Here is a 23,250-nt window from a genome sequence, read left to right as displayed (position 1 = left end):
CTGCGGTCACTGGACACGCGCCACGCCGACCACCCCGTTTTTGCCTCGCCGACACCACGTGATCGTATGGCACGGCGGGGCGAATCGAGCGGCGACCCCCCACGCGCGAGCGTGACGCTCGCGCTCGCGGTCTGTCTCGTCGTCGCTGGCTGTGCCGGGTTCGCGGGCGACGACGGCGGCGCACGCACGGTCAACCCCGCCCTCGCAGAGACCCCGACGGCGACGCCGACGCCACCTGGTGGCTTCCCCGCGGGCGTCGACCGCGACGGCGTCGATACGGAGGAACTCATCGCCGCCCACCGCGCGGCCCTCGGCGATGGGTCGTGGACGGTGACGCTCACCAGAACCGTCGTCGGCGAGAACGAGACCATCGAGCAGAGTCAGGCCGTCGCGCGCGTTGACGGCCCGCGCCTCCTGTACACCTTCGAGCGGGTGCGCGGTGAGAACCGCCTCGCGACCGCCCACTGGAGCAACGCCACCGCCTCGGCGAGTCGCCGGGAGAGTTGGCGCGGGAACGTCACGCTGTCGGCGAACCCGGCCGAAGCGGGCGGGCCGACTGGACTGGACCCGACCGGCGGCGCGTGGCTGTCGGCTGTGTTCGTCGATATGCGACCCGAGTACGCCGGGACGGAGCAGACGGCTAACGGAACGGTCACGGTTCTCGAGGCGACGGCGGGCCGCATCGAACGCTCGGGCGTTCCCGACCGCAGGCAGGTTCGCCTCCGCGCACGGGTCGACGGCGCGGGCGTCGTCCGATCGCTCGTCCTCCAGTACGACGTGTTCCTCGGCGACGACCCCGCGACGATCCGAATCGCGTTGCGGACGGACGCGGTCGGGTCCACGACGGTCCCCCGGCCCGAGTGGGTCGACCGAGCGTTCGCGAACGCGACCGGAGACGGCTCAGCAGGGAATGGGACGAGCGACTCGTGAGCGGGGAGGTGAAGCACATCGACTTATCCGGGTCGCCTCCGTGACGAGGCTATGGACCGTCCCGCCCTCGCACTCGCCCTCGTCGTGGTGGTCACACTGTCGGGATGTGCGGGCTTCGGATCCGGCGGCGACGGCGGCGCACGCACCGTCAACCCCGCGCTCGGCGAGACGCCCACCGTCTCCCCGACGCCGACACCCGAACCCGACTACCCGCCGGGCGTCGCCGCCGACGGCGTCGACGTTCGTGCGCTGACGACGGCACACGATCGGTCGCTCCAGCGTGTCAACTCGACCGTCCGCTTCGAACGCGTCGTCGTCGCCGAGAACGGGACGACGCTGGCGACTCGCCGAAGCGTCACCGAGGAGGCGGGCGAGCAACTCGGCTTCCTGTACACCGAATCCGGGCGACTCCCCGGCGAAGAGGGTCCGGCGCTCGACTCGTTCGGCTTCTGGACGAACGGGAGCGTCACGGCCACTCGAACGGTGAACGGGAGCGGCGGGGTCAGCTACCAGATTATCCCCGGCGAACCACCGAGCGTCTCCAACACCGACGACAGCGGTGAGGGCCTCGCGTTCGCGGCGTTCGTGGGAACCGACCTCCGCCTGATGGGGACGACCGTCGAGGACGGCGAGATGCTGTACGTCCTCCGAACCGACCACGAGCGCCTGAACCGCACCGGACGCCGACCCCTGCAGAACGTCTCGGGCGTTGCGCACGTCACCGCGGAGGGAGTGATCCGGTCGTACGACCTCCGCTACACGGCGACGTACGGGAACGGCGACGACGCCGTGACCGCGACGACGACGGACCGCTTCCGCGTGAGCGTCGACGACACGATGGCCGCGCCGCCCGAGTGGGTGGAGAAAGCCATCACGAACGCGAGCGCGGCGGACAACGATCCGACCGAGTGACTCGTCGTGAGCGTGAATTCATTTGCTGAAGAATATATCTAAATACCGTCACTACGAGGCGCGAGTGTGTCCCTCCCTCACACCCGTACACTCGTCGCTCTCGTGTGTCTCTCGATGGTCCTCCTCGCTGGCTGTAGCGCCCCGATGCAGGACGCCGCGCCTGCGTCCGGATCGACATCAGACTCGGCGTCGGTGGTCCCTGCAGCAATTGACTCCGTTCCGCCGGGTGTGACGCCCGACGCCACCTCCGCGGCCGCCGAAGTCGACGAGGACGCGCTGTTGGCCGCTCACGAGGCGGCGATCGCGAACCAGTCGCGGACGGTCGTGATGCGGTCGACGCGGACCGCGCCGAACGGCACCGTCGTCGACTTCCACTCCTCGACAGTCGAGACGGACGGTGACCAAATTCTGTTCCACAGCGTCGACCACATCGACGCCGCCGACGTCGAACTCGACCGGCCCCGCGACTCGTGGACCAACGGCTCCGTCACCGTCTATAACGTCACCGAAGTGACCGGCAAGGATACGACCGGCGTCGTCGACCGCGGACGCTACGGCCTCACACTCTCGACAGAGGGCATCACCACCGGCGGCTACCAACTGCGCCTGTTGAACGCGACCGAACTCCGCTACGCCGGCGTCGTCGACACCGACGACGGGCGGCGGCACATTCTCGTCGGCGTCGACGGCGACACGACCGTTCACGTGACCGACGAGGGCGTCGTCCGGTCGTACGTCTACACGGAGTCCGACGGTGACGGCCCTGTATTCGCCCGCCGAGTGCTTCTCACGGACATCGGATCGACGACCGTCGAGCGGCCCGCGTGGGCGACGGAGATACTCGAATTGGACTCGAACACGTCGGCGGCGGCGGGTGACGTGAACGGAACCGAGTGACGGCGGCGCTCGCCGGTGCTACTTCGTCGCCTCGGGGAGGTCGTACTCCTCCGGCGGCGGGACATACAACAGGTCGATGGTGAACCCCAGCGCCAGCGGAACGCCGACGAACACCGCGAGGAACAGCCCCGCCGCTCCCTCGAACAGCGGTGGGATAACCGATCCCTGAATCAGGCCGAGGATCAGCAACACGACGGGCGAGACGAGCAGCGTGTACGTCACCCATCCCCACTGCGTTTTCAGCCGGATCCGGAAGAAGCGGGAGAGCACCGCGACGACGAGCGTGTTCACCGCGAGAGCGACGAGCGTGAGCACGAGCGCGAGCGCCGAGACCATAGCCAACGTAGGGGACGGGCGCTCTTTGGCCTGTCGGGATGAACGGGTCGGTCACTGTCGGAGCGACCCGCCCGCGTCCCGCCGCAATTTATGCCGGGGGCCGTGACACGGACTGGTATGAGCGACGACGTGACGCGGATCGTCGGGGAACGGGACCTCGACGAGACGCGCTTCGACGCCGACGACGCGCGGGCGGCGCTTCGGGACATCGTGCGAACCCGCCGATTCGACGAGCGCGCGCTGGCGCTCCAGCGCCGCGGGTGGATGAGCGGCTACCCACCCTACGAGGGGCAGGAGGCCGCACAGGTCGGCGCGGCCCACGCGATGGCCGCCGAAGACCACCTGTTCCCCACCTACCGCTCGAACGCCCTCCAGATAGCCCGCGGCGTCCCGATGAGCGACATCCTCCTGTTCCGTCGCGGCTTCGCGGAGTACCACTCCGACCACGACATCCCCGTCTTCCCGCAGGCGGTCCCCATCGCCAGCCAGATTCCCCACGCGGCGGGCGCGGGAATGGCCGCGAACTACGCCGACGAGGACTGGGCGGCGCTCGTCTGCTTCGGCGACGGCGCGACCAGCGAGGGCGACTTCCACGAGGGCGTCAACTTCGCGGGCGTGTTCGACGCGCCGACCGTCTTCTTCTGCGAGAACAACGGCTGGGCTATCTCGCTGCCCCGCGACCGGCAGACGGCCAGCGAGTCCATCGCGATCAAAGCCGACGCGTACGGCATCGAGGGCGTGCAGGTCGACGGCAACGACCCCCTCGCCACGCGGGCGGTCGTCGAAGATGCGCTGGCGAGCGCTCGCGACGGCGACCCGGTCCTCGTCGAGGCGCTGACCTACCGGCAGGGTGCTCACACCACTGCGGACGACCCCAGCCAGTACCGCGACGACGACCCGGACCTCCCCGAGTGGCGGATTCGAGATCCACTCGACCGCTTCACCGAGTGGTGTCGCGAGCACGGAATCGTCGACGAGGGATTTGTCGACGAGGTGACCGAGGAGGCGAACGAGGAGTTGGCCGACGCCGTCGAGACGGCGGAGGCCGTGCCGCGACCCGACCCCGAGGAGATGTTCGACTCGCTGTACGAGGACCTCCCGCCGGAAATCCGTCGCCAGCGTGAGTCGGCCCGTGCGGTGGCCGACCGCCACGGGGACGAGGCGTACGAACTCGACCGCTGACGGCTGGTCGCTCCCGCCGATTCGCTGCTCAGTTCGCCATCGAGACGTACGTTCGCGTGTCGGTGACGCCGTCGATGCCGCGAACCGCGTCCGCGACGGTGTCGAGTACCGTGTACATGTCGGGAGCATCGACCTCCGCGACGATGTCGAACTCCCCGGCGACGACGTGCGCCTCCGTCACCGTCTCGATTCCAGAGACGACGTCCGCGACACCGGGTGTGTCCGCGTCGCCGCTCACCTTCACCATCACGAACGCGTGAACCATAGGTGTGTCAACGAGTAACAAAGACAAAAACCTTCCTCCGGAGCGGAGGTACCGTTATATCCTTCTATGACAATTGGTAGCATATGCGTTTCATCGTCATCGGGTCGGGACGGGTCGGACTGCGCACGGCGCGAGTGCTTCGCGAGGAGGGCCACGACGTGACGGTCGTCGAACGAGACGCCGACCGCGCGGCGCGTGCCCGAAACGCGGGCTTCTCGGTCGTCGAGGGCGACGGCTCCCACGAAGATGTCCTCGCGCAGGCGGCCGTCGACCGCGCCGACGCCGTGGGTGCGCTGACCGGCGACCTGAACGTGAACTTCGCCGCCTGTATGATCGCGAAACACCACGGCTGCCGCACCGTGATGCGCATCGACGAGGACTACCGCGAGGAGATATACCAGAAGTACGCCGACGAGGTCGACGAGATCATCTACCCCGAGCGACTCGGCGCGATCGGCGCGAAGAACGCGCTCCTCGGTGGGAACATCCGCGCCATCGCGGACATCGCAGAGAACCTCCAGGTGCTCCTGTTCACCATCACCGCGGAGTCGCCGATGCGCGGCTACACGCTCAGCGAGGTGACGCTCCCCTCGCAGGCGCGACTACTCGCGTTCGGGAAGCGCGGGAAGGCGATGGGCATCCCGTTCCCCGACGACTCGCTGGAGGAGGGTGACCGCGTCGCCGTCCTCGCAGACTTCGCCGTCCTCGACGACGTGCGCCAACTCCTCGTCGGCAACGACGCCACCGGAACGCTCGCGTCGGCCGCGAACTCCGGAGGTGGTGCCTGAATGGTCGTCGCGTACGTGATGGTGAAGGCAGCGTCGGGCGACGCCGACCGGATTCAACAGGCAATCTCTGACCTCGACGGCGTCACCGAGGCACACATCGTCGCGGGCGATATGGACTTCGTCGTGAAAGTCGAGGTAGACGGCCCCGGCGACGTGAAACGGGTCGCCGCCGACGGCATTCAGGGTATCACCGGCATCGAGGACACCCAGACGTACATCGCGATGGGCTGACCTCCTCGAACTCGACTCACCGCCTCCAGCACCGCTTCTCCGACCCGTACCCGTTTTCAGTAGCCGTCGCTGCCGCCCGTCGCCCGCGCACGGCTGATCAGGCCCGTGACGGGTTCGCCGTACTCGTAGCCGGGAATGACGCCCTGCACGTACGTACCCTCGACGAAGTCGACGACCGCGACGGCGTCGTTCAGCCCACGCTGTTCGTTCAAGTCGCGCAGCGACTCCGTCACGGTGACCGCCTCGCCCGATCGTTCGACCGCGGGGTCGAGGTCGTGGCCGGCGGCGGTCACGTCGCCGATGGTCGCGATACGGCGCTCGAACGTCTCGTACCAGCCGTCTTCGACGACTTCGGCCACCTCGCCCTCGACGACGGCCGAGAGCGTGGGAACGGCGACGGTCACGTCGAACTCGATGCGCCCGTCGTCTGCCTGCGCGACGGCGATGCGGCCGTCGAACGGCGTCGAGGTGACGGGGAACGCTCCGTCGGTCGGGTCGTCGTCGACGGCGTCGTGGTCGCGGACGGCGCGGCGGACCCGTCCGGGCACCGCCGAGTCGTCGGTGTCGCTCATAGACGGCAAGAAGGACGGACGCCGGATAAGCGGCGCGTTCGTGGCGGTCGTGGACGCGCGGATCGGCGGTCGACGCCGTACCGCCGTCCGCGACGCCGGCAGGCGACGCCGCCGAACGGGAGGCTTTAGCCCGCCCGGTCGAAGCCGCGGGCATGGCCGACACTTTCCACGACACCGATTCGCTCGTCACGGCGCTCTCCGAGGCGACGTTCGACCGCCCGCCCGCACTCGTCGCCAACGCTCACATCACCGGCGTCAGCGTCGCTCGCGCCCTCGACGCCCACGGCGTCCCGGTCGTCGCTCTCGACCGGACGGATTCGGGGCTCGCACCTCCCTCCGAGGCTGTCGACTACGCCGGCGAGGTGACGTACCCCCTCGACGACGCCGACGGCTTCCGCGCCGACGTGGAGCGGATCGCCGACGCTCTCGACTATCAGCCGGTCGCGTTCGCGTGTATGGACGAGTGGGTGCGCGGCTTCGCCGAGACGGAACCCGATGGCGTGCGTCTCCCCTTCTCAGACCTCGAGGGCGTCGAGCGTGTACTGAACAAGTCGAACCTCTACACGCTGTGTGAAGAACTCGGCATCCCCTACCCCGAGACGTACGAAGTCGGTGAGACGCCCGCCGACGAGGTGGCCGAGGCGCTCGGATTCCCGTTCGTCGTCAAGCCCGCACACAAGCGGAAGTTCGAGGAGGCGTTCGGCACGAACGTCATCGAAGTCGAGGACGGCGAGCAGTTCGCGGAGGTCGTCGCGGAGGCGAAAGCGTACGGCGCGACCGTCCTCGCCCAGGAGAAGGTGAACGTCGAGGTGGGCCGCGACACGTCGCTGGCGAGTTATATGCCGCCCACGGACGCCGACCGCGACCCCCTCGCGGTCGTCGGTAACGCTGCCGTCCGCTACCCCGCGTTCGGCACCTCCTGTCTCGTCGAACGCGTCGAGGAACCCGAGGTGCGCGACCACGCTCTCGCAGTCTTGGAGGAGACTGGATACCACGGCATCAGCGAGGCGGAGTTCGTCTACGACGCCGACCGGGAGGAGTACGTCCTCCTCGACGTGAACACGCGCCCGTGGAAGTGGATATCTATGCCCGTCGCCGCCGGCGCGAACCTCCCGATGGCCGCCTACGCCGACGCCGTCGACGGGGCGGCGTACGAGTCGCCCGGCACCACCGACGCCCGCTGGGTGTACCTCCCCGACTACCTCCAGCGGTGTCTCATCGACGACGCCTTCTGGGACGTGCTCTCGGAGGCGGAGTGGGCGAGCCTCCTCTCCGGCGAGTTCGAGGACGGCGACGACCTGACGACCGGCGTATACCGGCCGAGCGACCCCGCACCCACGGTGAAATATCTCACCGGGGAGTTCACCGATCGGGAATACTACTGTTCCTGTTGAACTGGCGGGTGCGGATGGCCGGGCGACCGCCAGCCACCGAAGTGTTTTGTCCCCGGTCGTGGTACTCGCTCGCCCGTGTCCCGTTCGTTCTTTCCCCGCCGGATCGAGACCGAACGCCTTCGGTTCGAGCCACTTGACCCCGACGAGGTGGACCCGTTCGACCTCTACGAGTTCATCACTCGCGACGACTGGCGCGGTGCGGCGACCGAGCACATGCCGTGGTTCCGGTTCGACCGGGTCGACCAAGTGGCGGCCTTCGTCGACGAGGCCGCCGAACAGCGCCGCGACCGCGACATCGCCCGCTACCTCCTCCGGTCGATCGAAGAGGACGGGGACGTCGTCGGCCTGACCGCGTTCGGTCCGGAGTGGGAGGCGCGTCGTGCCGGGACGGGAATCGTCCTCGCGGAGTCGTACTGGGGTCGAGAGTACGGCCTCGAACGCGCGTCGGCGTTCGTTGAACTCGCCTTCGAGCGGTACGACCTCGACGTGTTCTACTCGACGTGTGCCGCCGACAACGAGCCGTCGCGCCGGATGATCGAGAAGTACGTCGACCGCTACGGCGGCCGTCACGAGGGACTGCTCCGCCAGCACTCTGCACGGCCCTCCGGCGAGGTGACAGACCAACACCGCTTCAGCATCCTCCGCGAGGAGTACGAGTCGGCAACCGCCGACCGCGAGACGCTGACGTTCAACGTGGAGTGGTAGACAGCGCGTGCTCGGATCCTCCTCTCGCCGTCAGATCAACCGCAACTGCGCCGTCCAGAAGTCGTCGAACGCCTGATCCAGCGCTCGCTGTGGCTTCCCCGTCGCGTCGCTGCCGGCGGTGTGGTCGGCGTATTCGCCGAGGCGCTTCACCACGTCACGCTCGCCGACCAACACGACGCGGTCGAGGTCCGCGGGGAGGTCCTCCAGCGCCGCCCGGCAGTCGTCGAGGTGGGCGTCGATCTGTTCCTCGCGGAGGCGTTCGTACCGTGCCTGCGAGAAGCCGCCCTTGTCGTGTTCGTCCATCACGTCGGTGCGGACCGTCTCGATCGACGTGCGCTCGTCGCCCTCGTACACGCCGACGGCGAACGTATCGGAACGAGCGAGGCCGAAGGCGAATCGGCCCGTCGGCTGGAACCACGCCTCTTCGACGCGGAAGGAGTCGCCCCATTCGCAGAACTGGTCGGGGTCGAGTGCGGGCGCGAGCGCACACGAGACGATGCCCGCGTCGTCGGCGTACACGAGCGTCGGCGCGGCTCGGCGCACGAGCGACACGCGCCCGTCGAGCGACGACGCGACCGCGTCTGGAACGTCGTCGTCGCTGGCGACGAACGCCGACAGCGCCCCCTCAGGACTCGTCTCGACGCTCTCCAGTCGCGCCAACACCTCGTCGCGGCGCTTGGGGCGGAGCGTCTCACGGCCCCGGAGCGACGGTGCAGCCTCCTCGGTCGCTTCCGCACGCTCCAGTCGGTCCTCCAACTCGGTGACGCGCGTCTCCAGTTCGTTAACGCGCTTCTCGGCCTCCTGTCGCTTGCGGGCGGCCTCACCGCGTCGCTCCTCCTCGGCTTCCATCCGAGCGACCGCGTCGTCGCGTTCCTGCTCCAACTCCGCGATGCGCTGTTTGAGGCGCTCGCGGCCGAGGAGTTTGTCGAGCATACGCGAGTCGCCGTCCGCGGGCGGTAAAAACGGTGGTGTGTTCGGTGCGTACCTACGCGTACTCGGCGGGGTCGCCGGTGTCGCCGTCCCACCCGGTGAACTGGATGAGGTCACGGGCGCGGTCGGCGTTCGCGAGGAACACCTCGCGTCGACCCGGGAGTCGGAACTTCAGGTCGTCGGGGACCGACGCCTCCGGAAGCGCGAGCGTCCCGGACGGGACGTTGTCGTCGCCGACGACGGGGAAGTGCCGTGTTCCCACCTTCATCACGAGGGGGTTGTCGAGTCGTGAGAGTCCTGTGTCGTCCGCATAGAGTTGCTCGTTGACTCGTTCGTGGTCCGACCGTTTGATCGCCGCCGCGTGCTCGGGCCTCGGCTGGACGTACATTTCGCCCAGGTAGTACCCGCTTGAGAAGCGTTCGAACATACTGTACAAGTCGAGGGTGACGCCTTGGTATGTTAAGACTTGCCACGAAGTTTTTTGTGGGACTGCAATCGCACCGCCCCCGATTCTCCGTGGGCGAGAATCGAGGCAGCGAGTCGAGCGCGACGAAGCGGCGGGGGCGGCCGACACCGACGCCTTGAGGGTCGCCGCCGCGAACGCCCGCGTATGTCCGAGTTCACGCCGTTCGGTCTGGGAACGTACAAACTGACCGGCCCACAGTGTGTCGACAGCGTCCCCACCGCCGTCGAGGCAGGCTACGAGGCTATCGACACCGCGCAGGGCTACCAGAACGAGGCGCTCGTCCGCGAGGGCATCGAAGCCGCTGGATGCGACCCCGAGGACCTGTTCGTCGCCACGAAGTTGCAGACGGACAACCTGAGCTACGAGGACGCGTACGCGACGGCCCACGAGTCGGCCGCCCGTCTCGGCGTCGACTCCATCGACCTCCTGTACGTCCACTGGCCGCTCGACACGTACGACGCCGCAGAGACCTGTCGCGCCCTCGACGACCTCGTCGAAGAGGGCACCGTCGACCGAATCGGCCTGTCGAACTTCCGTCCGGACCAACTGGACGAGGCGCGCGAGCACCTCGACACCGACATCTTCGCACACCAAGTGGAGTGTCACCCGCTCCTGCAACAGCGAGAACTGCGCGAGTATGCCGAGGAAGCCGGCCACCACCTGGTCGCGTACTGTCCCATCGCGCGCAACCAAGTCGCCGACGTGGACGAACTCGTCGCCATCGCGGACGCCCACGACGCGACGCCCGCACAGGTGGCTATCGCGTGGCTGCTCGCACACGACGTCGCCGCCATCCCGAAGGCGACCAGCGAAGGGCACATCCGCGACAACCTCGCCGCTACTGAGGTCGACCTCACAGACGAGGAAATCGCTCGCATCGACGACCTCGCTGAGGAGCACCGCATCGTCGACTTCGACGGTGCACCGTGGAACGAAGCCGAGGCGTAAGCTGACACTCGACTCACACGCACGCCCGTTTTACTTTCACCGCGGACAAGGCCGTTATTTAATCCGTCGCGGGCCGTCGCTTCGGATACGATGAGACGACCCACTCGTGAAGACGAAGACAGCCGTAGCGATGGCCGCTGCGACACCGACGGTCGCGACGAAGACGGAGCGAACGCCCGAGAGGTCGTCGCGGTGGCGGTACTGTTCGCGGTGTTGGGCGGCGCACTCGTCCGGTTCGGTGCCGCCGGAACGCCGCCGGGCGTCGTGTGGACCGCGGTCGCGGTCGTCGTCGTCGCGGCGGCGACAGTGGCATTCGGCGCGGACGCGGTGACGACCGCGTTCGACGGCCTCCGCAGGTGAATCGGGGTCAGCCCGTGTTCTTCATCCCTGCCGCGATGCCCTTCACCGTGAGGCGAAGCGCACGCTCCTCCTCGTCGGTGAGGTGGGTGCGCGAGAGCAGGTCCACCTGGAGGAGGTTCAGCGGGTCGACGTAGGGGTTGCGCCGCTGGAGGCTCTCTTCGAGCCACCCACGATGGATGAGGTCCTCGCGCCCGGTGATCTCCTGCACGAGTTCGACCGCACGCTCGTACTCCGCCTCGATGCGCGGGAAGAACTCCTCACGGAGGTCCTCGGGCGCGAGGTCGGCGTACTCGGCGGCAATCTCCAACTCCGTCCGCGCCAGCGAGAGGCCGATGTGGTCGATGGTGGTGCGGAAGAACGGCCACTCGTCGTACATCTCCTGCAGCGTCTCTATCTCGCCGCCTTCCTCCAGATACGCGTCGAGTCCGGACGCCGAGGAGAACCACCCGGGGAGGATGGCACGGCTCTGCGTCCACGAGAACACCCACGGGATTGCTCGCAGGTCCTCAACGGTGCGCTCGCCCGACCGCGAGGCGGGACGCGACCCCATGTTGAGATCCTCGATGACGGTGATGGGCGTCGCCGTCTCGAAGTACTCGACGAAGCCGTCGGTCTCTAGGAAGTCCTGGTACGCCGTCCGTGCGCCCTCGCCGGTGGCGTCCATCGCGGCCTCCCACTCATCTTGCACGTCGGGTGCGGTGCCCTGCAGCGCCCGAAGTCGGGCGCGCACCTGCGCGTCGAGCATCTGTTCGAGTTCGCGTTCGGCGACGCGCGGGTTCGCGAATTTCTCGGCGATGGCCTCGCCCTGTTCGGTGAACTTGATCTCGCCGGTCGCCGTCTCCGGCGGCAGCGCCAGCATCGCCTCGTTCATCGGGCCGCCACCGCGAGAGATGGAGCCACCGCGCCCGTGGAACAAGCGCAGTTCGACGCCGAGGTCGTCGGCCACCTCCGCGAGACGGCGGGCGTTCTGGTGGAGGTCCCACGCGGCCGCCAGTGGGCCGTTCTCCTTGTTGGAGTCGGAGTAGCCGAGCATCACCTCCTGCACGTCGCCGCGGGCCGACAGCGCCGCGCCGTAGGCGTCGTTGTTCACGAGGGTGCCGAGGATGTCGCGGGCGTTCGCGAGCGCCGACGCAGTTTCGAGCAACGGCACCACGTCGAGACCACAGTGGTCCGGGAGGTCGACGACGCCCGATAGATCCGCGAGGTACAGCACTTCGAGGACGTGCGAGGGTTCTTCGGTCATCGAGATGCAGTAGGCGTCGATGGCGTCGGCGCCGAACTCGCGGTGCCACTCCGTCAGCGTCTGGAATCGCTCACAGACGCGTTCGGTCGTCTCCGAGAACTCCTCAGCGACGTCGAGATTCCCGACGGCGTCGTCGACGACCGACTCGGTGAGCGTCGCCACGCGTTCGGCCTCGTCCATCGCGGCGTAGTCGAGGCCCTCGCGGGCGAGAATCTCGCCGACGGCCTCGGTGTGGTTCTCGCGGTGGTCGCGCAGGTCCAGCGCCGCGAGCGAGAAGCCGAACGTCTCCACGCGGCGGACCAACGGGTCGACGCGCTCTGCGGCGGTCGTCTCGTGGCCGTTCGCGCGGAGGTCGGCGGCGACCGCCCGCAGCGACGCGACCAGTTCCTCGGGGTCGTCGTAGCCGCCGGGCCGGAGGTCGTCGACGCGTTCGACGCGAGCGTGGATCACGGCGACAGCGCGACGGTACGGCTCTTCGGGGTAGCGCTCGTCGACGTCTTCGGCGACGACGGGCACGGCCTCGCGGTCGGCGGTCACGCGCCCGGAGAACTCGTCGGTGTGGTCGAGGCGGTCGCCCTCGTGGCTCAGCGCACCTTGGATGTCCGCCAGTGCGTCGGCGTAGCGGTCGAGCACCGCCTCACGCTGGGCGTCGAGCGTCTCGCTGGTCACCTCTGGCGTGACGAACGGGTTGCCGTCGCGGTCCGAGCCAGCCCACGACCGGAAGTCGAGCGTGCCTGCGGCGTCGGCGGCGTCGAGTTCGGGGTGGGCCTCAGTGACGCGGTTCCCGAGTTCGGCCTCGGCCTCGGCCGCGACGTCGAACAGCGTGTGTTCGAGATACCAGCGGACGTCGCGCGCCTCGTCGGTCGGCGTCGGCCGCCGGGGGCGGACCTGTCGCGTGGACCACAGCGTCTCCACCTCGGATTCGAGGTCCGCTTCCAGTCCGGCGAGTTCGTCGTCGGTGAGACGGCGCTCGTCGAGGTCGCGCAGAATCTCCGCGACGCGGCGGAGTTTCGCCTTCACCGTCTTGCGGCGTGCCTCGGTCGGGTGTGCGGTGAACGTCGGAACGACGCGGACGTCTTCCAACACCTGCTGTGCGGTCTCGGCGTCGACCTCCGCGAGCGCCTGTGCCGTGCGTTCGAGGCCGTCGCCGAGGTCGCCCTCGTCGCGCCCGCGCCGCACCGCGCGGACCCGTTCGCGCTCTTCGGCGACGTTGACCAACTCGAAGTACGCGGCGTACGCCCGCGCGACCGTGCGCTTCGTCTCCGGGTCGAGACCGGAGAGGCGGTCACGGATCGCGTCGCGAGTTGGAACGCTTCCCTCACGGTAGTCGATGGACTCCCGTCGAACCTCCTCGACCGCGTCGAACGCTGCCGTCGAGGTCTGTCGCTCCAACACCTCGCCGAGCAACGCCGCCAGTTCGCGGACGTCGCGCCCGACGTCTCGCGCGTCGAATGACATAGACCCACACACACGCTCCGGGGGCACATACCTCCCGGTTCAACGAAATGTTGCGTATAATTTGTTCAGTAACGAGTAAGATATTCTGTCAGTCGTCCCGGAGAGTAGCCGTCGAGACAGAGCGGTCGCCGTCGAGTACTGAGCGAGAAGTATCCCGCACGGGGTGGCTGGCACCCGTGCGGGACGATGGACACGGAACCGGCGGGCCGAACGTCAGCGGAACGTCGGTCGCCGGTCGTGGCTACGGATCAAATGAACAAGTACCTCGCTATGAACGGTTCATAGCACTCCGGAGGCCTCGAACCCGGTACCCACGTCGCTGCTCGCGTCGTTGAGACCGCCGACGGCATACCGACGACGGAATCGACGGAAGACGGCCAGGTTCGCCCTTTCGTCAGGCTTTTGCGTAGCGCCCCCCGAGGGAGCGGTATGAGCGCAGACGACGACAAGTACCCCGGCGAATCGGGTCGCCGCCGGTTCGTTAAGGGCGTCGTGGGCGGCGCGGCCCTCGCGGGCGTCGGGGCGACCGGGTCCGCCGCCATCAACAGCGTCACCACTTCCCCGGGTCGTGGTGGGGGTGCCACCGAGGCGATGGCCATCGAGAACACGGCCGGTCCTGCACCGCGCGGGATGCCGCAGATTCCTGTCGAGATTGCGAGCGACGGAACCATCGGCGGCATGTGGCCGGAAGTCGAGACCCGCCAAGAACAGGGCCGGACCGTCAACATCGCCGAGATGGACCTGGGAGGGATGACGTACTCCTCCGAGTGGTTCCAGTACTGCGGCGTCGAGACGTACGAGGGCATCCAGCCACAGTACGAGTCGGACAACGTCTTCTACGTCGGCGGCTCTCCCGGCTACGCGTGGCAAGACGAGTTGAGTTCGGGCGACGCGCTCAACATCAGCATGTTTGACGACTACGAGACCTGGGGCAACGGCATCGGCGTCACCGGCCTCGGCAAGCCTGCGACCGCCAACTGGCGCTCGCAAGACACCGAAGACACCATTCCCGTCGCCGTCCTCCGTTCGCCCGTCATCGAACAACTCGCCGCCAACGGCGAGGCGGAGGCACCTGACCAAGACGAACCGTACACGGTCTCCGACCAGGTGCAGACGTGGCTGCAGGCGTCCACCGACCAGGGCGTGATGGCGTGGCTCAACAAGTGCACCCACTTCTGTTGTGTCCCGGCGTACAAGACCGAGGGTGGCGTGAAGTTCAACGCCGCAAACGAGGTGTACTGCCCGTGCCACCAGTCGGTGTACGAACCGTTCAGCATCGTCTCGACGCTGTTCACCGCGCGACCCCGCCCCGACGGATAGTCGCGTTTCCCGCATCGCCCACCGCCCGCGACCCGACCGTTTTTCACCGCAGTCGTCCACCCGATAGCCGTGAGCGACGACACCGACGCCGACGAGGATGCACCCGAGGACGGATCGGAGACGTTCCAGCGAGAACTGGCGACCGCCCGCACGTTGCTGGCGGAGGAGACCGACCTCACGGCGTTCCACGTCGGCGTGGTCCACGGCGACCAGGTGAACTCCACCGCCGCCCGCCGCAGCGAGGGCGAACAGGCGGGCTTAGAGACGCTGGCGTTGCTCGCCTCCCACCTCCGCACCGTCGCCGACGAGGCGGGCGTCGACTACGAGACGGTCGCCGCCGACGCCGCGCGACTCGCAGGACAGGTGGAGGAACTCCCGACCGACGCCGAGGACGTCGACGACGCCTGAGCGACCGGCCGCATCCGAACGACAGCCCCAGTTCCGTCGACTCGACACCTCGTGAGCCGTCGGCACGCCCACGACAGCCTTATTGCGATGCACACATTCGTACATCGTACGACCAACACCGACAACGGTGATTTACAATGAGTATGCAGGAGTACATTCGGCGGGTGACGGAGGGGGAGGACCTGAGCGTCGCGGAGGCGCGGGAGGCGTCGACGCTGGTCTTCGAGGAGGCGACGGAGGCACAGATCGGCGCGTTGCTCGCGGCGCTTCGGGCGAAAGGTGAGACGGAGGCGGAGATCGCCGGCTTCGCACAGGGGATGCGCGAGGCTGCCCGGACGATCGACCCCGACCGGGAACCGCTCGTCGACACCTGTGGCACCGGCGGCGACGACTACGACACCATCAACGTCTCGACCACGTCCGCCATCGTCGCCGCGGGCGCAGGCGTCACCGTCGCGAAACACGGCAACTACTCGGTGTCCTCGTCGTCGGGGAGCGCCGATGTCCTCGAAGTGGCGGGCGTCGAGGTCGACGCCGAACCGCCGGCCGTCGAGGACGCCATCGAGCGTGACGGCATCGGCTTTATGCTCGCGACCGTGTTCCACCCGGCGATGAAGGCCGTCATCGGCCCTCGGAAAGAACTCGGGATGCGGACCATCTTCAACGTCCTCGGGCCGCTGACGAACCCCGCGGGCGCCGACGCGCAAGTGCTGGGCGTGTACGACCCCGACCTCGTCCCGATGATCGCGGAGGCGCTGACCCACATGGACGTGGAGCGAGCGCTCGTCGTCCACGGCGACGGGATGGACGAGATTGCACTCCACGGCCCGACGACGGCCGCGGAGGTCGACGGCGACGAGGTGACGGAGTTCACGCTCACGCCCGACGACTTGGGCTTGGATGAAGCCCCTGTCGACGCCATCGCGGGAAGCACGCCCGAGGCGAACGCCGAGGACCTAGAGGGAATCGTCCGCGGCGACGTGACCGGGGCGAAGCGTGACGTGATTCTCGCGAACGCGGGCGCGGCCATCTACGTCGCCGGCCTGGCGGACTCGCTCTCCGAGGGCGTCGACGTGGCCGCGAACGCCATCGACGAGGGTGACGCCGCCGAGACGTTCGAGGCGCTTCGCGACTGATGGTCCGGGTGAAAATCTGCGGCGTGACCAACGGCGCGGACCTCCGTGCAGTCGCCGACGCGGGCGCAGACGCCGTCGGCGTCATCTCGTCGGTGCCCGTCGACTCGCCCCGCGAGGTGGATCTGGCGCAAGCGGCGGAGTTGACCTCGCAGGCCCCGCCGTTCCTCACCACCGTGCTGGTGACGATGCCCGAGACGCCCGAGGACGCCGTCGACGCCGTGCGGACGGTGACGCCCGACGTGGTACAACTCCACGGCGAGTTCACGCCCGACCAGATCGGCTACATCCGTGCGGAGACGGAGACGAAAGTCGTCCCCGTCGTCGACTACGACGACCCCGACCGCGCGCGGGACCTCGACGAGGCCGCCGACGCCCTCCTGATCGACTCCACCGACGAGGACGGCGGCGGCGGCACCGGCGAGACGGGCGACTGGGACGCCGCCACGTCGCTGGTGCGAGAACTCGTCTCGCCCGTCATCCTCGCGGGCGGCCTGACGCCGGAGAACGTCGCCCGCGCCGCCGCGACGGTCGAACCGTTCGCCGTTGACGTCGCTAGCGGCGTCGAGCGCTCGCCGGGGGCGAAAGACCACGCCGCAGTCGCGCGGTTCGTCCGCAACGCGGGCCGGGCGCTCGGCGAGGCCGAGGAGGTGTACGAGTGAGCGACGACTGCGAGGACGAGCGGCGCGAGTCCTCGACGCGAGCGGGGAGCGGAGCGACCCGTGAGGGCGACTCGGATGCCTCGCTCAGTCGGTCGCGCGAGGAGTTCGTCTCGCTGGTCGAGTCGGTCGAGGGACCGTGTGTCGCCTACACGACGGCGACGCTGGAGACAGGCGTAGAACCGCTGACGGCGTACGCCGCCCTCTCGGACCGCTCGGACCACTCGTTCCTGCTGGAGAGTGCAGAGAAGGTCGCCTCCAGCGACCCCGACGGCGCGTTCGCGCCGAGTTCTCGCGGAACCGCACGCACCGACGGTGGCGCGGAGAACGCCGAGCGCCACGCCCGCTACTCGTTCGTCGGCTACGACCCCGAGGCCGTCCTCAGCGTCGGCCCCGACGGGACGACGCTCGACCGCCTCGGCCCCGCCGCAGAGTACGTCGACGTGCGCGGCCCCGAGTCGGGCGACACCGTCGACCGCGTTCGGGCGGCGCTCCCCGACGTCCAGCGAGTGGGCTTCCCCGACAACGACCGGCAGACGCTCGACGGCGGCTTCGTGGGCTTTCTGTCGTACGACGCGGTGTACGACCTGTGGCTCGAAGAGGTCGGCGTCGACCGGCCCGACCCGGTCGTCCCCGACGCGGAGTTCGTCCTCACGACGCGGACGCTCGCGTTCGACGACCGCGAGAGGAGCGTCTCGCTCGTGTTCACGCCCGTCGTCGGTTCCGACGACGACCCGGGTGCGGTGTACGACGATATCGCGGCGGAGGCCGAAGCGGTGGAGTCGACACTCCGGGCGGCCGACCCACCCGAGACGGGCGGCGTCCGCGTCGACCGCGAGACCGCGGGGCCGCGCGAGGAGTACGAGGAGGCGGTTCGGGAGACGAAACAGGCCGTCCTCGACGGCGAGGTGTACCAGGGCGTCATCTCGCGCACCCGGACGCTGGAGGGCGAGGTGGACGACCTGGGCCTGTACGAGTCGCTTCGGGAGGTGAACCCCTCGCCGTACATGTATCTCCTCCGGCACGGCGACCGCTCGGTGGTCGGTGCCTCGCCGGAGACGCTCGTCTCCGTCGACGGCGACCGCGTCGTCTCCAACCCAATCGCGGGCACCATTCGCCGGGGCGTCTCCCCAGTCGAGGACCGCCGCCTCGCGGGCGAACTCCTCGCGGACGGGAAAGAGCGAGCGGAGCACACGATGCTCGTGGACCTCGCACGCAACGACGTGCGCCGCGTCAGCGAGGCGGGGAGCGTCCGCGTCGAGGAGTTCATGAACGTCCTCAAGTACAGCCACGTCCAGCACATCGAATCGACCGTGACGGGGACGCTCGCGGCCGACTGCGACGCCTTCGACGCCACGCGGGCGACGTTCCCCGCCGGGACGCTCACGGGCGCGCCGAAGGTTCGCGCGATGGAACTCATCGACAAGTTGGAACTGGAGCCACGGGGCGTGTACGGCGGCGGCGTCGGCTACTACTCGTGGACCGGCGACGCCGACTTCGCCATCGTGATTCGGACGGCGACGGTGGAACACGGGGTGTCGCGCAGCGTTGCCGACCGCGACATCGGCTCTGACGAACTCACCGTCCGCGCAGGTGCGGGCGTCGTCGCCGACTCCGACCCCGCCAGCGAGTACGAAGAGACCGAACAGAAGATGGCGGGCGTGTTGGACGCGGTCGACCGCATCCGAGAGGATGGCGGCACAGACGAGACGGCTGACGACGCCGCGACCCCGGAGGTGGACAAGTGAACGTCACTGTCGTCGACAACTACGACTCGTTCACGTACAACCTCGTGGAGTACGTCTCGGACCTGCGAATCGACGGCGAGACGCCCGAGATTACGGTCCTGAAGAACGTCGTGAGCCTCAACGACGTGCGCGCGACCGACCCCGACGCCATCATCATCTCGCCGGGGCCGGGCCACCCGAAAAACGACCGCGACGTGGGCGTGACGATGGCCGTCCTCCGCGAACTGTCGCCCGAGGTGCCGACGCTCGGCGTCTGTCTGGGTCTGGAGGCCGCCGTTTACGAGTACGGCGGCAGCGTCGGCCACGCCCCCGAACCGATCCACGGGAAGGCGTTCCCCGTCGACCACGACGGGAAGGGCGTGTTCACGGGACTGGATCAGGGCTTCCGTGCCGGTCGCTATCACTCACTCGTCGCCACCGACGTACCCGACTGCTTCGTGGTGTCGGCGACGACCGACCACGCGGGCGCGGAGTTGGTGATGGGCGTGCGCCACCGCGAGTACCCCATCGAGGCGGTGCAGTTCCACCCCGAGTCGGTGCTGACGGCAGTCGGCCACGACGTCATCGAGAACTTCCTCGTCGAGTGCGTCTGAGCAGGAGAAGACCTATCAGCCATCGGTGAGGACCGAACGCGTATGGTCCCCGATCCTCCCTCCCTCAGCAGACGCGCCCTCCTCGGCGGCGCGGCCGCCGGACTCGTCGGTCTGACCGGCGTCGTCGGCGCGGTCAGACCGACCGCCCTCCCTGACGCCGTGACCGACCAGGCGTCGAAATTCCTACCCGATCCGACCGACCACCGCTGGCATCCACCGGTGAGCGAGGCACACGCCCGCGACACTGTCGGGCAGTTAGCGGAGGAAGTAGAACGCGGCCGCGAGTTGTGGAGCGACCTCGACACCGACGAGCGGTTCACCGGTGCTGGCGGATGGTTGGAGAGCGCACGGGAGGCACTCCAGGCGGAGAACTACCGCGAGGCGACGTTCTACGCGACCGGCGGGATGCAGTTCGCCGCCGAGGAGGTGGGTATCGCCCTCGCACGCCTCGACCGCCCGGAGGCCGACCCCAAACGACTGGCCGACCGCGGCGAAGCGATCCGCGACCGCGCGGACGACCTCGTCGCGTCGTTCGACGACTACCCCGTCGCCGACCCCGGCCGCGACCTCGGCTGGTACCACGACATCGAGCGGACAGTCCGGTTCGTCCGCTTCGATGCCTCCGAACGCGACCGCGACCGCGAGTACGACGCCCGCGACATCGGGTCGATCTACGCCGGGAATCGGCAGGCTGAACTGCGTCTCGCGACCGCCGAGCACCACCGCGAGCGAGTGCACGAGTTGGTCGGTGACGACGGCGACCCGATGGCCGACCGGATCGACCGACTGGACGAGCGGTTCCGCGCTCGGATCGAGGAGTTCCCGAGTCGCGAGGCGGTGCGGGAGGAGGTCGAAGCCGTCGAAGACGAGTACGGCCCGGGTCCGTACGCGCTCGCCCGCTGGAAACTCGCGATGTGGTGTTACGACACCGACTACTACGTCGCCGACTGGGACGAAGGCCTCTCGCTGATGACCACCGTCGAGGCGGCGCAGGCGCTCGCACAGCGACGCGCCCACGACCGCGCGGTCGACGCCCTCGCGATGGACCCCGACGACGACGGCTTCGACTCGGGGCACGTCGTCCGCGAGAAGCGGGCGGCGATGAAGCGCTTCCGGCGCGTCGTCGGCGACGACCCCGCGCCGCTGTTGTCGATCCTGACGGTGCGGGCGGGCGAGGACATCGACGTGGCCGAGGTCGGGTTCGCCGGGAGTTACGAGTACCCGATCTGGCGCGACCGCGTCGACGCCTACTGTTACGCGCTGGTCGCGCGGATGAAACTGAAGGAGTACCCGCCGCTGTACGAGCGGTTCGTCGAATAAAATCGGATGATGTGCGGCGTGAGACGCCGACGGCGGCTTATCGGTCGACGGTGACGCGCTCGATCTTCACTTCCTCGCGAGGCTGGTCGTTGCGCCCGGTCGGGAGCGATCCGATCTCCTCGACGACGTCCATCCCGTCGACGACCTTCCCGAAGACGGCGTGACGGCCGTCGAGGTGGGGCTGAGCACCCAGCGTGATGAAGAACTGCGAGCCGTTCGTGTTCGGGCCGGAGTTGGCCATCGAGAGGACGCCCGCGTCGTCGTGTTTGAGGTCGTCGTGGAACTCATCCTCGAACTCGTAGCCGGGGCCGCCGCGGCCGGTGCCGGTCGGGTCGCCGCCCTGGATCATGAAGTCGTCGATGATGCGGTGGAAGACGACGCCCTCGTACAGCGAGTCACCGCGAATCTCACCGGACTCGGGGTCCTCCCACGTCACCGTCTCCAGCGACGGCGCGTCGCTGGCGGCGGGGTCGTGTTCCGCGAGGTTGAGGAAGTTCTCGACCGTCTTGGGCGCGCGGTCGGCGTACAGTTCGATCTCGATGTCGCCGTGTGTCGTGTGGAACGTGACGTGCGGTAGGTCGTCGCTCATATCCGCCCTGTCGCCGCGAAGGGGGGAAAGTCGTTCGACTCGCAGTGGTCCAGCAGTGGTCAGTCTGGACCACAGGTACAAGCCGTCGGCCGGTGAATCGGGGGTATGGCCGCCCACGATGCCGAGCGCGTCACGCTCGCACGTCTCCCCTCCGGCGTCGCTCTCGAGACGACCGTCCACACGTACACGCCCGAGGACGGTGCGGACGACGACGAGCCGACGGTGTACGTGCAGGCCGCTCAACACGGACGCGAGATAAACGGCGCGGCGGTGTGTCGCCAACTCCACGACGACCTCCTGGCCACCGACATCACGGGCACGGTTCACGTCGTCCCGGTAGCCGACCCGCTCACGTTCGACACCGTCTCGTACACGGCCCCGGAGGCGTACGACTCGGTCAACCCGAATATGAACCGCTGTTGGCCCGGCGACGCCGACGGCACCCTCCACGAGCGGATGGCCGCGACGCTGTGGGCGTACGCGAGCGAGGCCGACTTCATCGTCGACCTCCACACCGGCAGTCGCGATATGCTCACGCACACGGTGTACCTCCGTGGCGACGAGGGATCGCGTGCGCTGGCAGAGGCGTTCGGCACGGACCTCCTCCTGGCGGAACCTGCTGGAGACGACGCCGACGCGGAGTGGGCCAGTCGCAACTTCAGCGGGAAACTCCGCGTCGCCGCGACGCAGGAGGGCATCCCGAGCATCACGCCGGAACTCGCGCACAACAAAGAACTCGTCGACGACGCCATCGAGACGGGCGTCGACGGGACGAAGCGAGCGCTTCGCCACGCGGGCGTCCTCGACGACGACGAACCGGTGCCCGCGTGGGACGGCACCCGCGCTCGCAACCACCTCGGCCGGGTGACCGCCGACGACTCGGGGCTGTTCCGCGCGGCGGCCGACCTCGCAATCGGCGACGACGTGGTCGAGGGGAAGTACGTCGGCGAGGTGTACGACCCGACCACCTACGAGGTGCTACAGGAGGCGACCGCCGACCGCTCGGGCGTCGTCTACTCGGTCGCCCGCGAGGCAACGGTGACGGCGGGGCAGACGCTCGTCGGCATCGCAATTCGGCTGGACGACGAAGAACAGGACGAGTAAGCGCTAGGCGGAGTCATCGCCGTCGCGTCCCGGTGATCGGCGACTCAGCCACCCGCGACGGCGGGCGTCTCCTCGCCGTCGCCGCGTGCGAGGAGGACGAGCGTGAATCCGGCGGCGACGACGCCGAGGACGATCATGTACGCGAGGAACCCGACGTACCACTCGACGCCGAACAGGCCGGGCGTCCACCCGATGAGCGTCGGCAGCGACGCGCCGGCCGCCTGCGTGACGAGAGCGACGACGAGCGCCGCCATCCACCCGCCGATGAGGAGTCGGCACACCTCCCGCCACGGCGCGACGGAGACGCCCTTCGCGATGACTGCGCCCACACCGACCGGGACGTAGAGGAACGCGAACCCGAGCGCCAGCGGCAGCACCGCCGCCGACGGCGGCAGGCCGAAGCCAGCGCCGACGCCCGTGAAGACTGCCACGAGCGCGAGCATCGTCACGAGTGCGCGGGCGTGGCCGATGAGTCGACCCAGCACGTACGTCGACAGCGCCAACAGGACGACGACGGCGCTGGCCGCGAGGAAGAACAACTGGTAGACGCTCGCCGGGCCGACAGACACGCGTGGGTGGGAGCGGCGAGTCGGTATAAATCTCGGGTGCTACGTCTCAGCCGTGAGAACGGGCGCGGAGCGTCGGAGACGGCGGACGGACGCGGCGCCACACGGCTCACCCCGCTCCCCGTTCGCGTCGAGGGCTCGCTCCGCTCGGTCCCGCTTCCGCACGGCTCACGGGTCGCTCGGCTCCCCGTTC

The 23,250-nt window shown here is 68.6% G+C and carries 26 protein-coding genes; 18 read left to right on the top strand and 8 right to left on the bottom strand.

The annotated features are described in order from the left end of the window. Window positions 1–66: 66 nt before the first annotated feature. The 3 genes from P0D77_RS05175 (at window position 67) to P0D77_RS05165 (ending at window position 2,739) form a co-directional block, all read left to right on the top strand. Window positions 67–930 carry a DUF7537 family lipoprotein gene (locus tag P0D77_RS05175; RefSeq protein WP_277555159.1) on the top strand — a complete coding sequence of 288 codons (864 nt, stop codon included), beginning with the start codon at window positions 67–69 and terminating at the stop codon, window positions 928–930. Window positions 931–981: 51 nt separating this feature from the next. Continuing rightward, on the top strand, window positions 982–1,842 hold the full coding sequence (locus tag P0D77_RS05170) for a hypothetical protein (protein ID WP_277555158.1): 861 nt from the start codon (window positions 982–984) through the stop codon (window positions 1,840–1,842). Window positions 1,843–1,908: 66 nt separating this feature from the next. Further along, on the top strand, window positions 1,909–2,739 hold the full coding sequence (locus tag P0D77_RS05165) for a hypothetical protein (protein WP_277555157.1): 831 nt from the start codon (window positions 1,909–1,911) through the stop codon (window positions 2,737–2,739). A gap of 18 nt (window positions 2,740–2,757) precedes the next feature. Here P0D77_RS05165 and P0D77_RS05160 read toward each other — a convergent pair whose 3' ends face one another. Next, a complete protein-coding gene (locus P0D77_RS05160; protein WP_277555156.1) occupies window positions 2,758–3,075 on the bottom strand; it encodes a DUF7991 family protein in 318 nt (105 codons plus the stop codon). Window positions 3,076–3,192: 117 nt separating this feature from the next. Here P0D77_RS05160 and P0D77_RS05155 point away from each other — a divergent pair, with 117 nt between their 5' ends. Further along, window positions 3,193–4,257, top strand: coding sequence for a thiamine pyrophosphate-dependent enzyme (locus P0D77_RS05155; protein ID WP_432764826.1), 1,065 nt, complete (start codon window positions 3,193–3,195; stop codon window positions 4,255–4,257). Between the two features lie 28 nt (window positions 4,258–4,285). Here P0D77_RS05155 and P0D77_RS05150 read toward each other — a convergent pair whose 3' ends face one another. Further along, the gene (locus P0D77_RS05150; RefSeq protein WP_277555155.1) at window positions 4,286–4,522 is read right to left on the bottom strand and encodes an Lrp/AsnC family transcriptional regulator; all 237 of its coding nucleotides are present in this window, start codon (window positions 4,520–4,522) and stop codon (window positions 4,286–4,288) included. A gap of 83 nt (window positions 4,523–4,605) precedes the next feature. Here P0D77_RS05150 and P0D77_RS05145 point away from each other — a divergent pair, with 83 nt between their 5' ends. Then, window positions 4,606–5,310: a potassium channel family protein gene (locus P0D77_RS05145; RefSeq protein WP_277555153.1), complete on the top strand. Its 705-nt coding sequence runs from the start codon at window positions 4,606–4,608 to the stop codon at window positions 5,308–5,310. Beyond that, window positions 5,311–5,541, top strand: a complete 231-nt coding sequence (locus tag P0D77_RS05140; protein ID WP_277555151.1) for an Lrp/AsnC family transcriptional regulator — start codon at window positions 5,311–5,313, stop codon at window positions 5,539–5,541. It abuts the gene before it with no gap. 56 nt (window positions 5,542–5,597) lie between these two features. On the opposite strand, the gene P0D77_RS05135 is transcribed toward P0D77_RS05140, so the two are convergent. Beyond that, complete coding sequence (locus P0D77_RS05135) at window positions 5,598–6,113, bottom strand: DUF5813 family protein (RefSeq protein ID WP_277555150.1); 516 nt, start codon at window positions 6,111–6,113, stop codon at window positions 5,598–5,600. Window positions 6,114–6,265: 152 nt separating this feature from the next. On the opposite strand from P0D77_RS05135, the gene P0D77_RS05130 reads away from it, so the two are divergent. Together P0D77_RS05130 and P0D77_RS05125 are read left to right on the top strand one after the other, a co-directional pair. Next, window positions 6,266–7,507 carry a carboxylate--amine ligase gene (locus P0D77_RS05130; RefSeq protein ID WP_277555149.1) on the top strand — a complete coding sequence of 414 codons (1,242 nt, stop codon included), beginning with the start codon at window positions 6,266–6,268 and terminating at the stop codon, window positions 7,505–7,507. A gap of 75 nt (window positions 7,508–7,582) precedes the next feature. Next, on the top strand, window positions 7,583–8,212 hold the full coding sequence (locus P0D77_RS05125; RefSeq protein ID WP_277555148.1) for a GNAT family N-acetyltransferase: 630 nt from the start codon (window positions 7,583–7,585) through the stop codon (window positions 8,210–8,212). A 30-nt stretch (window positions 8,213–8,242) separates the two neighbouring features. Here P0D77_RS05125 and P0D77_RS05120 read toward each other — a convergent pair whose 3' ends face one another. Next, window positions 8,243–9,145, bottom strand: coding sequence for a Vms1/Ankzf1 family peptidyl-tRNA hydrolase (locus P0D77_RS05120; protein ID WP_277555147.1), 903 nt, complete (start codon window positions 9,143–9,145; stop codon window positions 8,243–8,245). A 52-nt stretch (window positions 9,146–9,197) separates the two neighbouring features. Then, window positions 9,198–9,569, bottom strand: coding sequence for a DUF5802 family protein (locus P0D77_RS05115; RefSeq protein ID WP_277555146.1), 372 nt, complete (start codon window positions 9,567–9,569; stop codon window positions 9,198–9,200). A gap of 183 nt (window positions 9,570–9,752) precedes the next feature. Here P0D77_RS05115 and P0D77_RS05110 point away from each other — a divergent pair, with 183 nt between their 5' ends. Both P0D77_RS05110 and P0D77_RS05105 read left to right on the top strand, forming a co-directional pair. Further along, window positions 9,753–10,556, top strand: coding sequence for an aldo/keto reductase (locus P0D77_RS05110; protein ID WP_277555144.1), 804 nt, complete (start codon window positions 9,753–9,755; stop codon window positions 10,554–10,556). A gap of 90 nt (window positions 10,557–10,646) precedes the next feature. Beyond that, window positions 10,647–10,916, top strand: coding sequence for a hypothetical protein (locus P0D77_RS05105; RefSeq protein WP_277555143.1), 270 nt, complete (start codon window positions 10,647–10,649; stop codon window positions 10,914–10,916). A gap of 7 nt (window positions 10,917–10,923) precedes the next feature. On the opposite strand, the gene ppc is transcribed toward P0D77_RS05105, so the two are convergent. After that, a complete protein-coding gene (ppc, locus tag P0D77_RS05100; protein ID WP_277555142.1) occupies window positions 10,924–13,617 on the bottom strand; it encodes a phosphoenolpyruvate carboxylase in 2,694 nt (897 codons plus the stop codon). A 429-nt stretch (window positions 13,618–14,046) separates the two neighbouring features. Here ppc and P0D77_RS05095 point away from each other — a divergent pair, with 429 nt between their 5' ends. From P0D77_RS05095 to P0D77_RS05065, 7 genes are all read left to right on the top strand, one after another. Beyond that, window positions 14,047–14,937: a Rieske (2Fe-2S) protein gene (locus P0D77_RS05095; RefSeq protein WP_277555141.1), complete on the top strand. Its 891-nt coding sequence runs from the start codon at window positions 14,047–14,049 to the stop codon at window positions 14,935–14,937. 69 nt (window positions 14,938–15,006) lie between these two features. Beyond that, window positions 15,007–15,345 carry a DUF8113 family protein gene (locus P0D77_RS05090; RefSeq protein WP_277555140.1) on the top strand — a complete coding sequence of 113 codons (339 nt, stop codon included), beginning with the start codon at window positions 15,007–15,009 and terminating at the stop codon, window positions 15,343–15,345. Between the two features lie 143 nt (window positions 15,346–15,488). Continuing rightward, window positions 15,489–16,481, top strand: coding sequence for an anthranilate phosphoribosyltransferase (gene trpD / locus P0D77_RS05085; RefSeq protein ID WP_349770090.1), 993 nt, complete (start codon window positions 15,489–15,491; stop codon window positions 16,479–16,481). After that, the gene (locus P0D77_RS05080; protein WP_277555138.1) at window positions 16,481–17,140 is read left to right on the top strand and encodes a phosphoribosylanthranilate isomerase; all 660 of its coding nucleotides are present in this window, start codon (window positions 16,481–16,483) and stop codon (window positions 17,138–17,140) included. Before trpD ends, P0D77_RS05080 begins: the two co-directional genes overlap by 1 nt. Next, window positions 17,137–18,885 carry an anthranilate synthase component I gene (trpE, locus tag P0D77_RS05075; RefSeq protein WP_432764825.1) on the top strand — a complete coding sequence of 583 codons (1,749 nt, stop codon included), beginning with the start codon at window positions 17,137–17,139 and terminating at the stop codon, window positions 18,883–18,885. Before P0D77_RS05080 ends, trpE begins: the two co-directional genes overlap by 4 nt. Next, entirely contained in the window at window positions 18,882–19,478 is a 597-nt protein-coding gene (trpG, locus tag P0D77_RS05070) for an anthranilate synthase component II (RefSeq protein ID WP_277555137.1), read from the top strand. Before trpE ends, trpG begins: the two co-directional genes overlap by 4 nt. Before the next feature lie 42 nt (window positions 19,479–19,520). Continuing rightward, the gene (locus tag P0D77_RS05065) at window positions 19,521–20,798 is read left to right on the top strand and encodes a hypothetical protein (RefSeq protein ID WP_277555136.1); all 1,278 of its coding nucleotides are present in this window, start codon (window positions 19,521–19,523) and stop codon (window positions 20,796–20,798) included. A 37-nt stretch (window positions 20,799–20,835) separates the two neighbouring features. Here the strand turns inward: P0D77_RS05065 and P0D77_RS05060 are convergent, their stop codons facing one another. Further along, the gene (locus tag P0D77_RS05060; protein WP_277555135.1) at window positions 20,836–21,387 is read right to left on the bottom strand and encodes a peptidylprolyl isomerase; all 552 of its coding nucleotides are present in this window, start codon (window positions 21,385–21,387) and stop codon (window positions 20,836–20,838) included. Between the two features lie 105 nt (window positions 21,388–21,492). On the opposite strand from P0D77_RS05060, the gene P0D77_RS05055 reads away from it, so the two are divergent. Continuing rightward, entirely contained in the window at window positions 21,493–22,491 is a 999-nt protein-coding gene (locus P0D77_RS05055; RefSeq protein WP_277555134.1) for a succinylglutamate desuccinylase/aspartoacylase family protein, read from the top strand. Between the two features lie 44 nt (window positions 22,492–22,535). On the opposite strand, the gene P0D77_RS05050 is transcribed toward P0D77_RS05055, so the two are convergent. Beyond that, on the bottom strand, window positions 22,536–23,060 hold the full coding sequence (locus P0D77_RS05050) for a hypothetical protein (protein WP_277555133.1): 525 nt from the start codon (window positions 23,058–23,060) through the stop codon (window positions 22,536–22,538). Between the last annotated feature and the right edge of the window lie 190 nt (window positions 23,061–23,250).

This window comes from Halobaculum limi (genome assembly GCF_029490015.1).
GTDB lineage: Archaea > Halobacteriota > Halobacteria > Halobacteriales > Haloferacaceae > Halobaculum > Halobaculum limi.
This window is presented reverse-complemented; position numbering and strand designations above follow the sequence as displayed.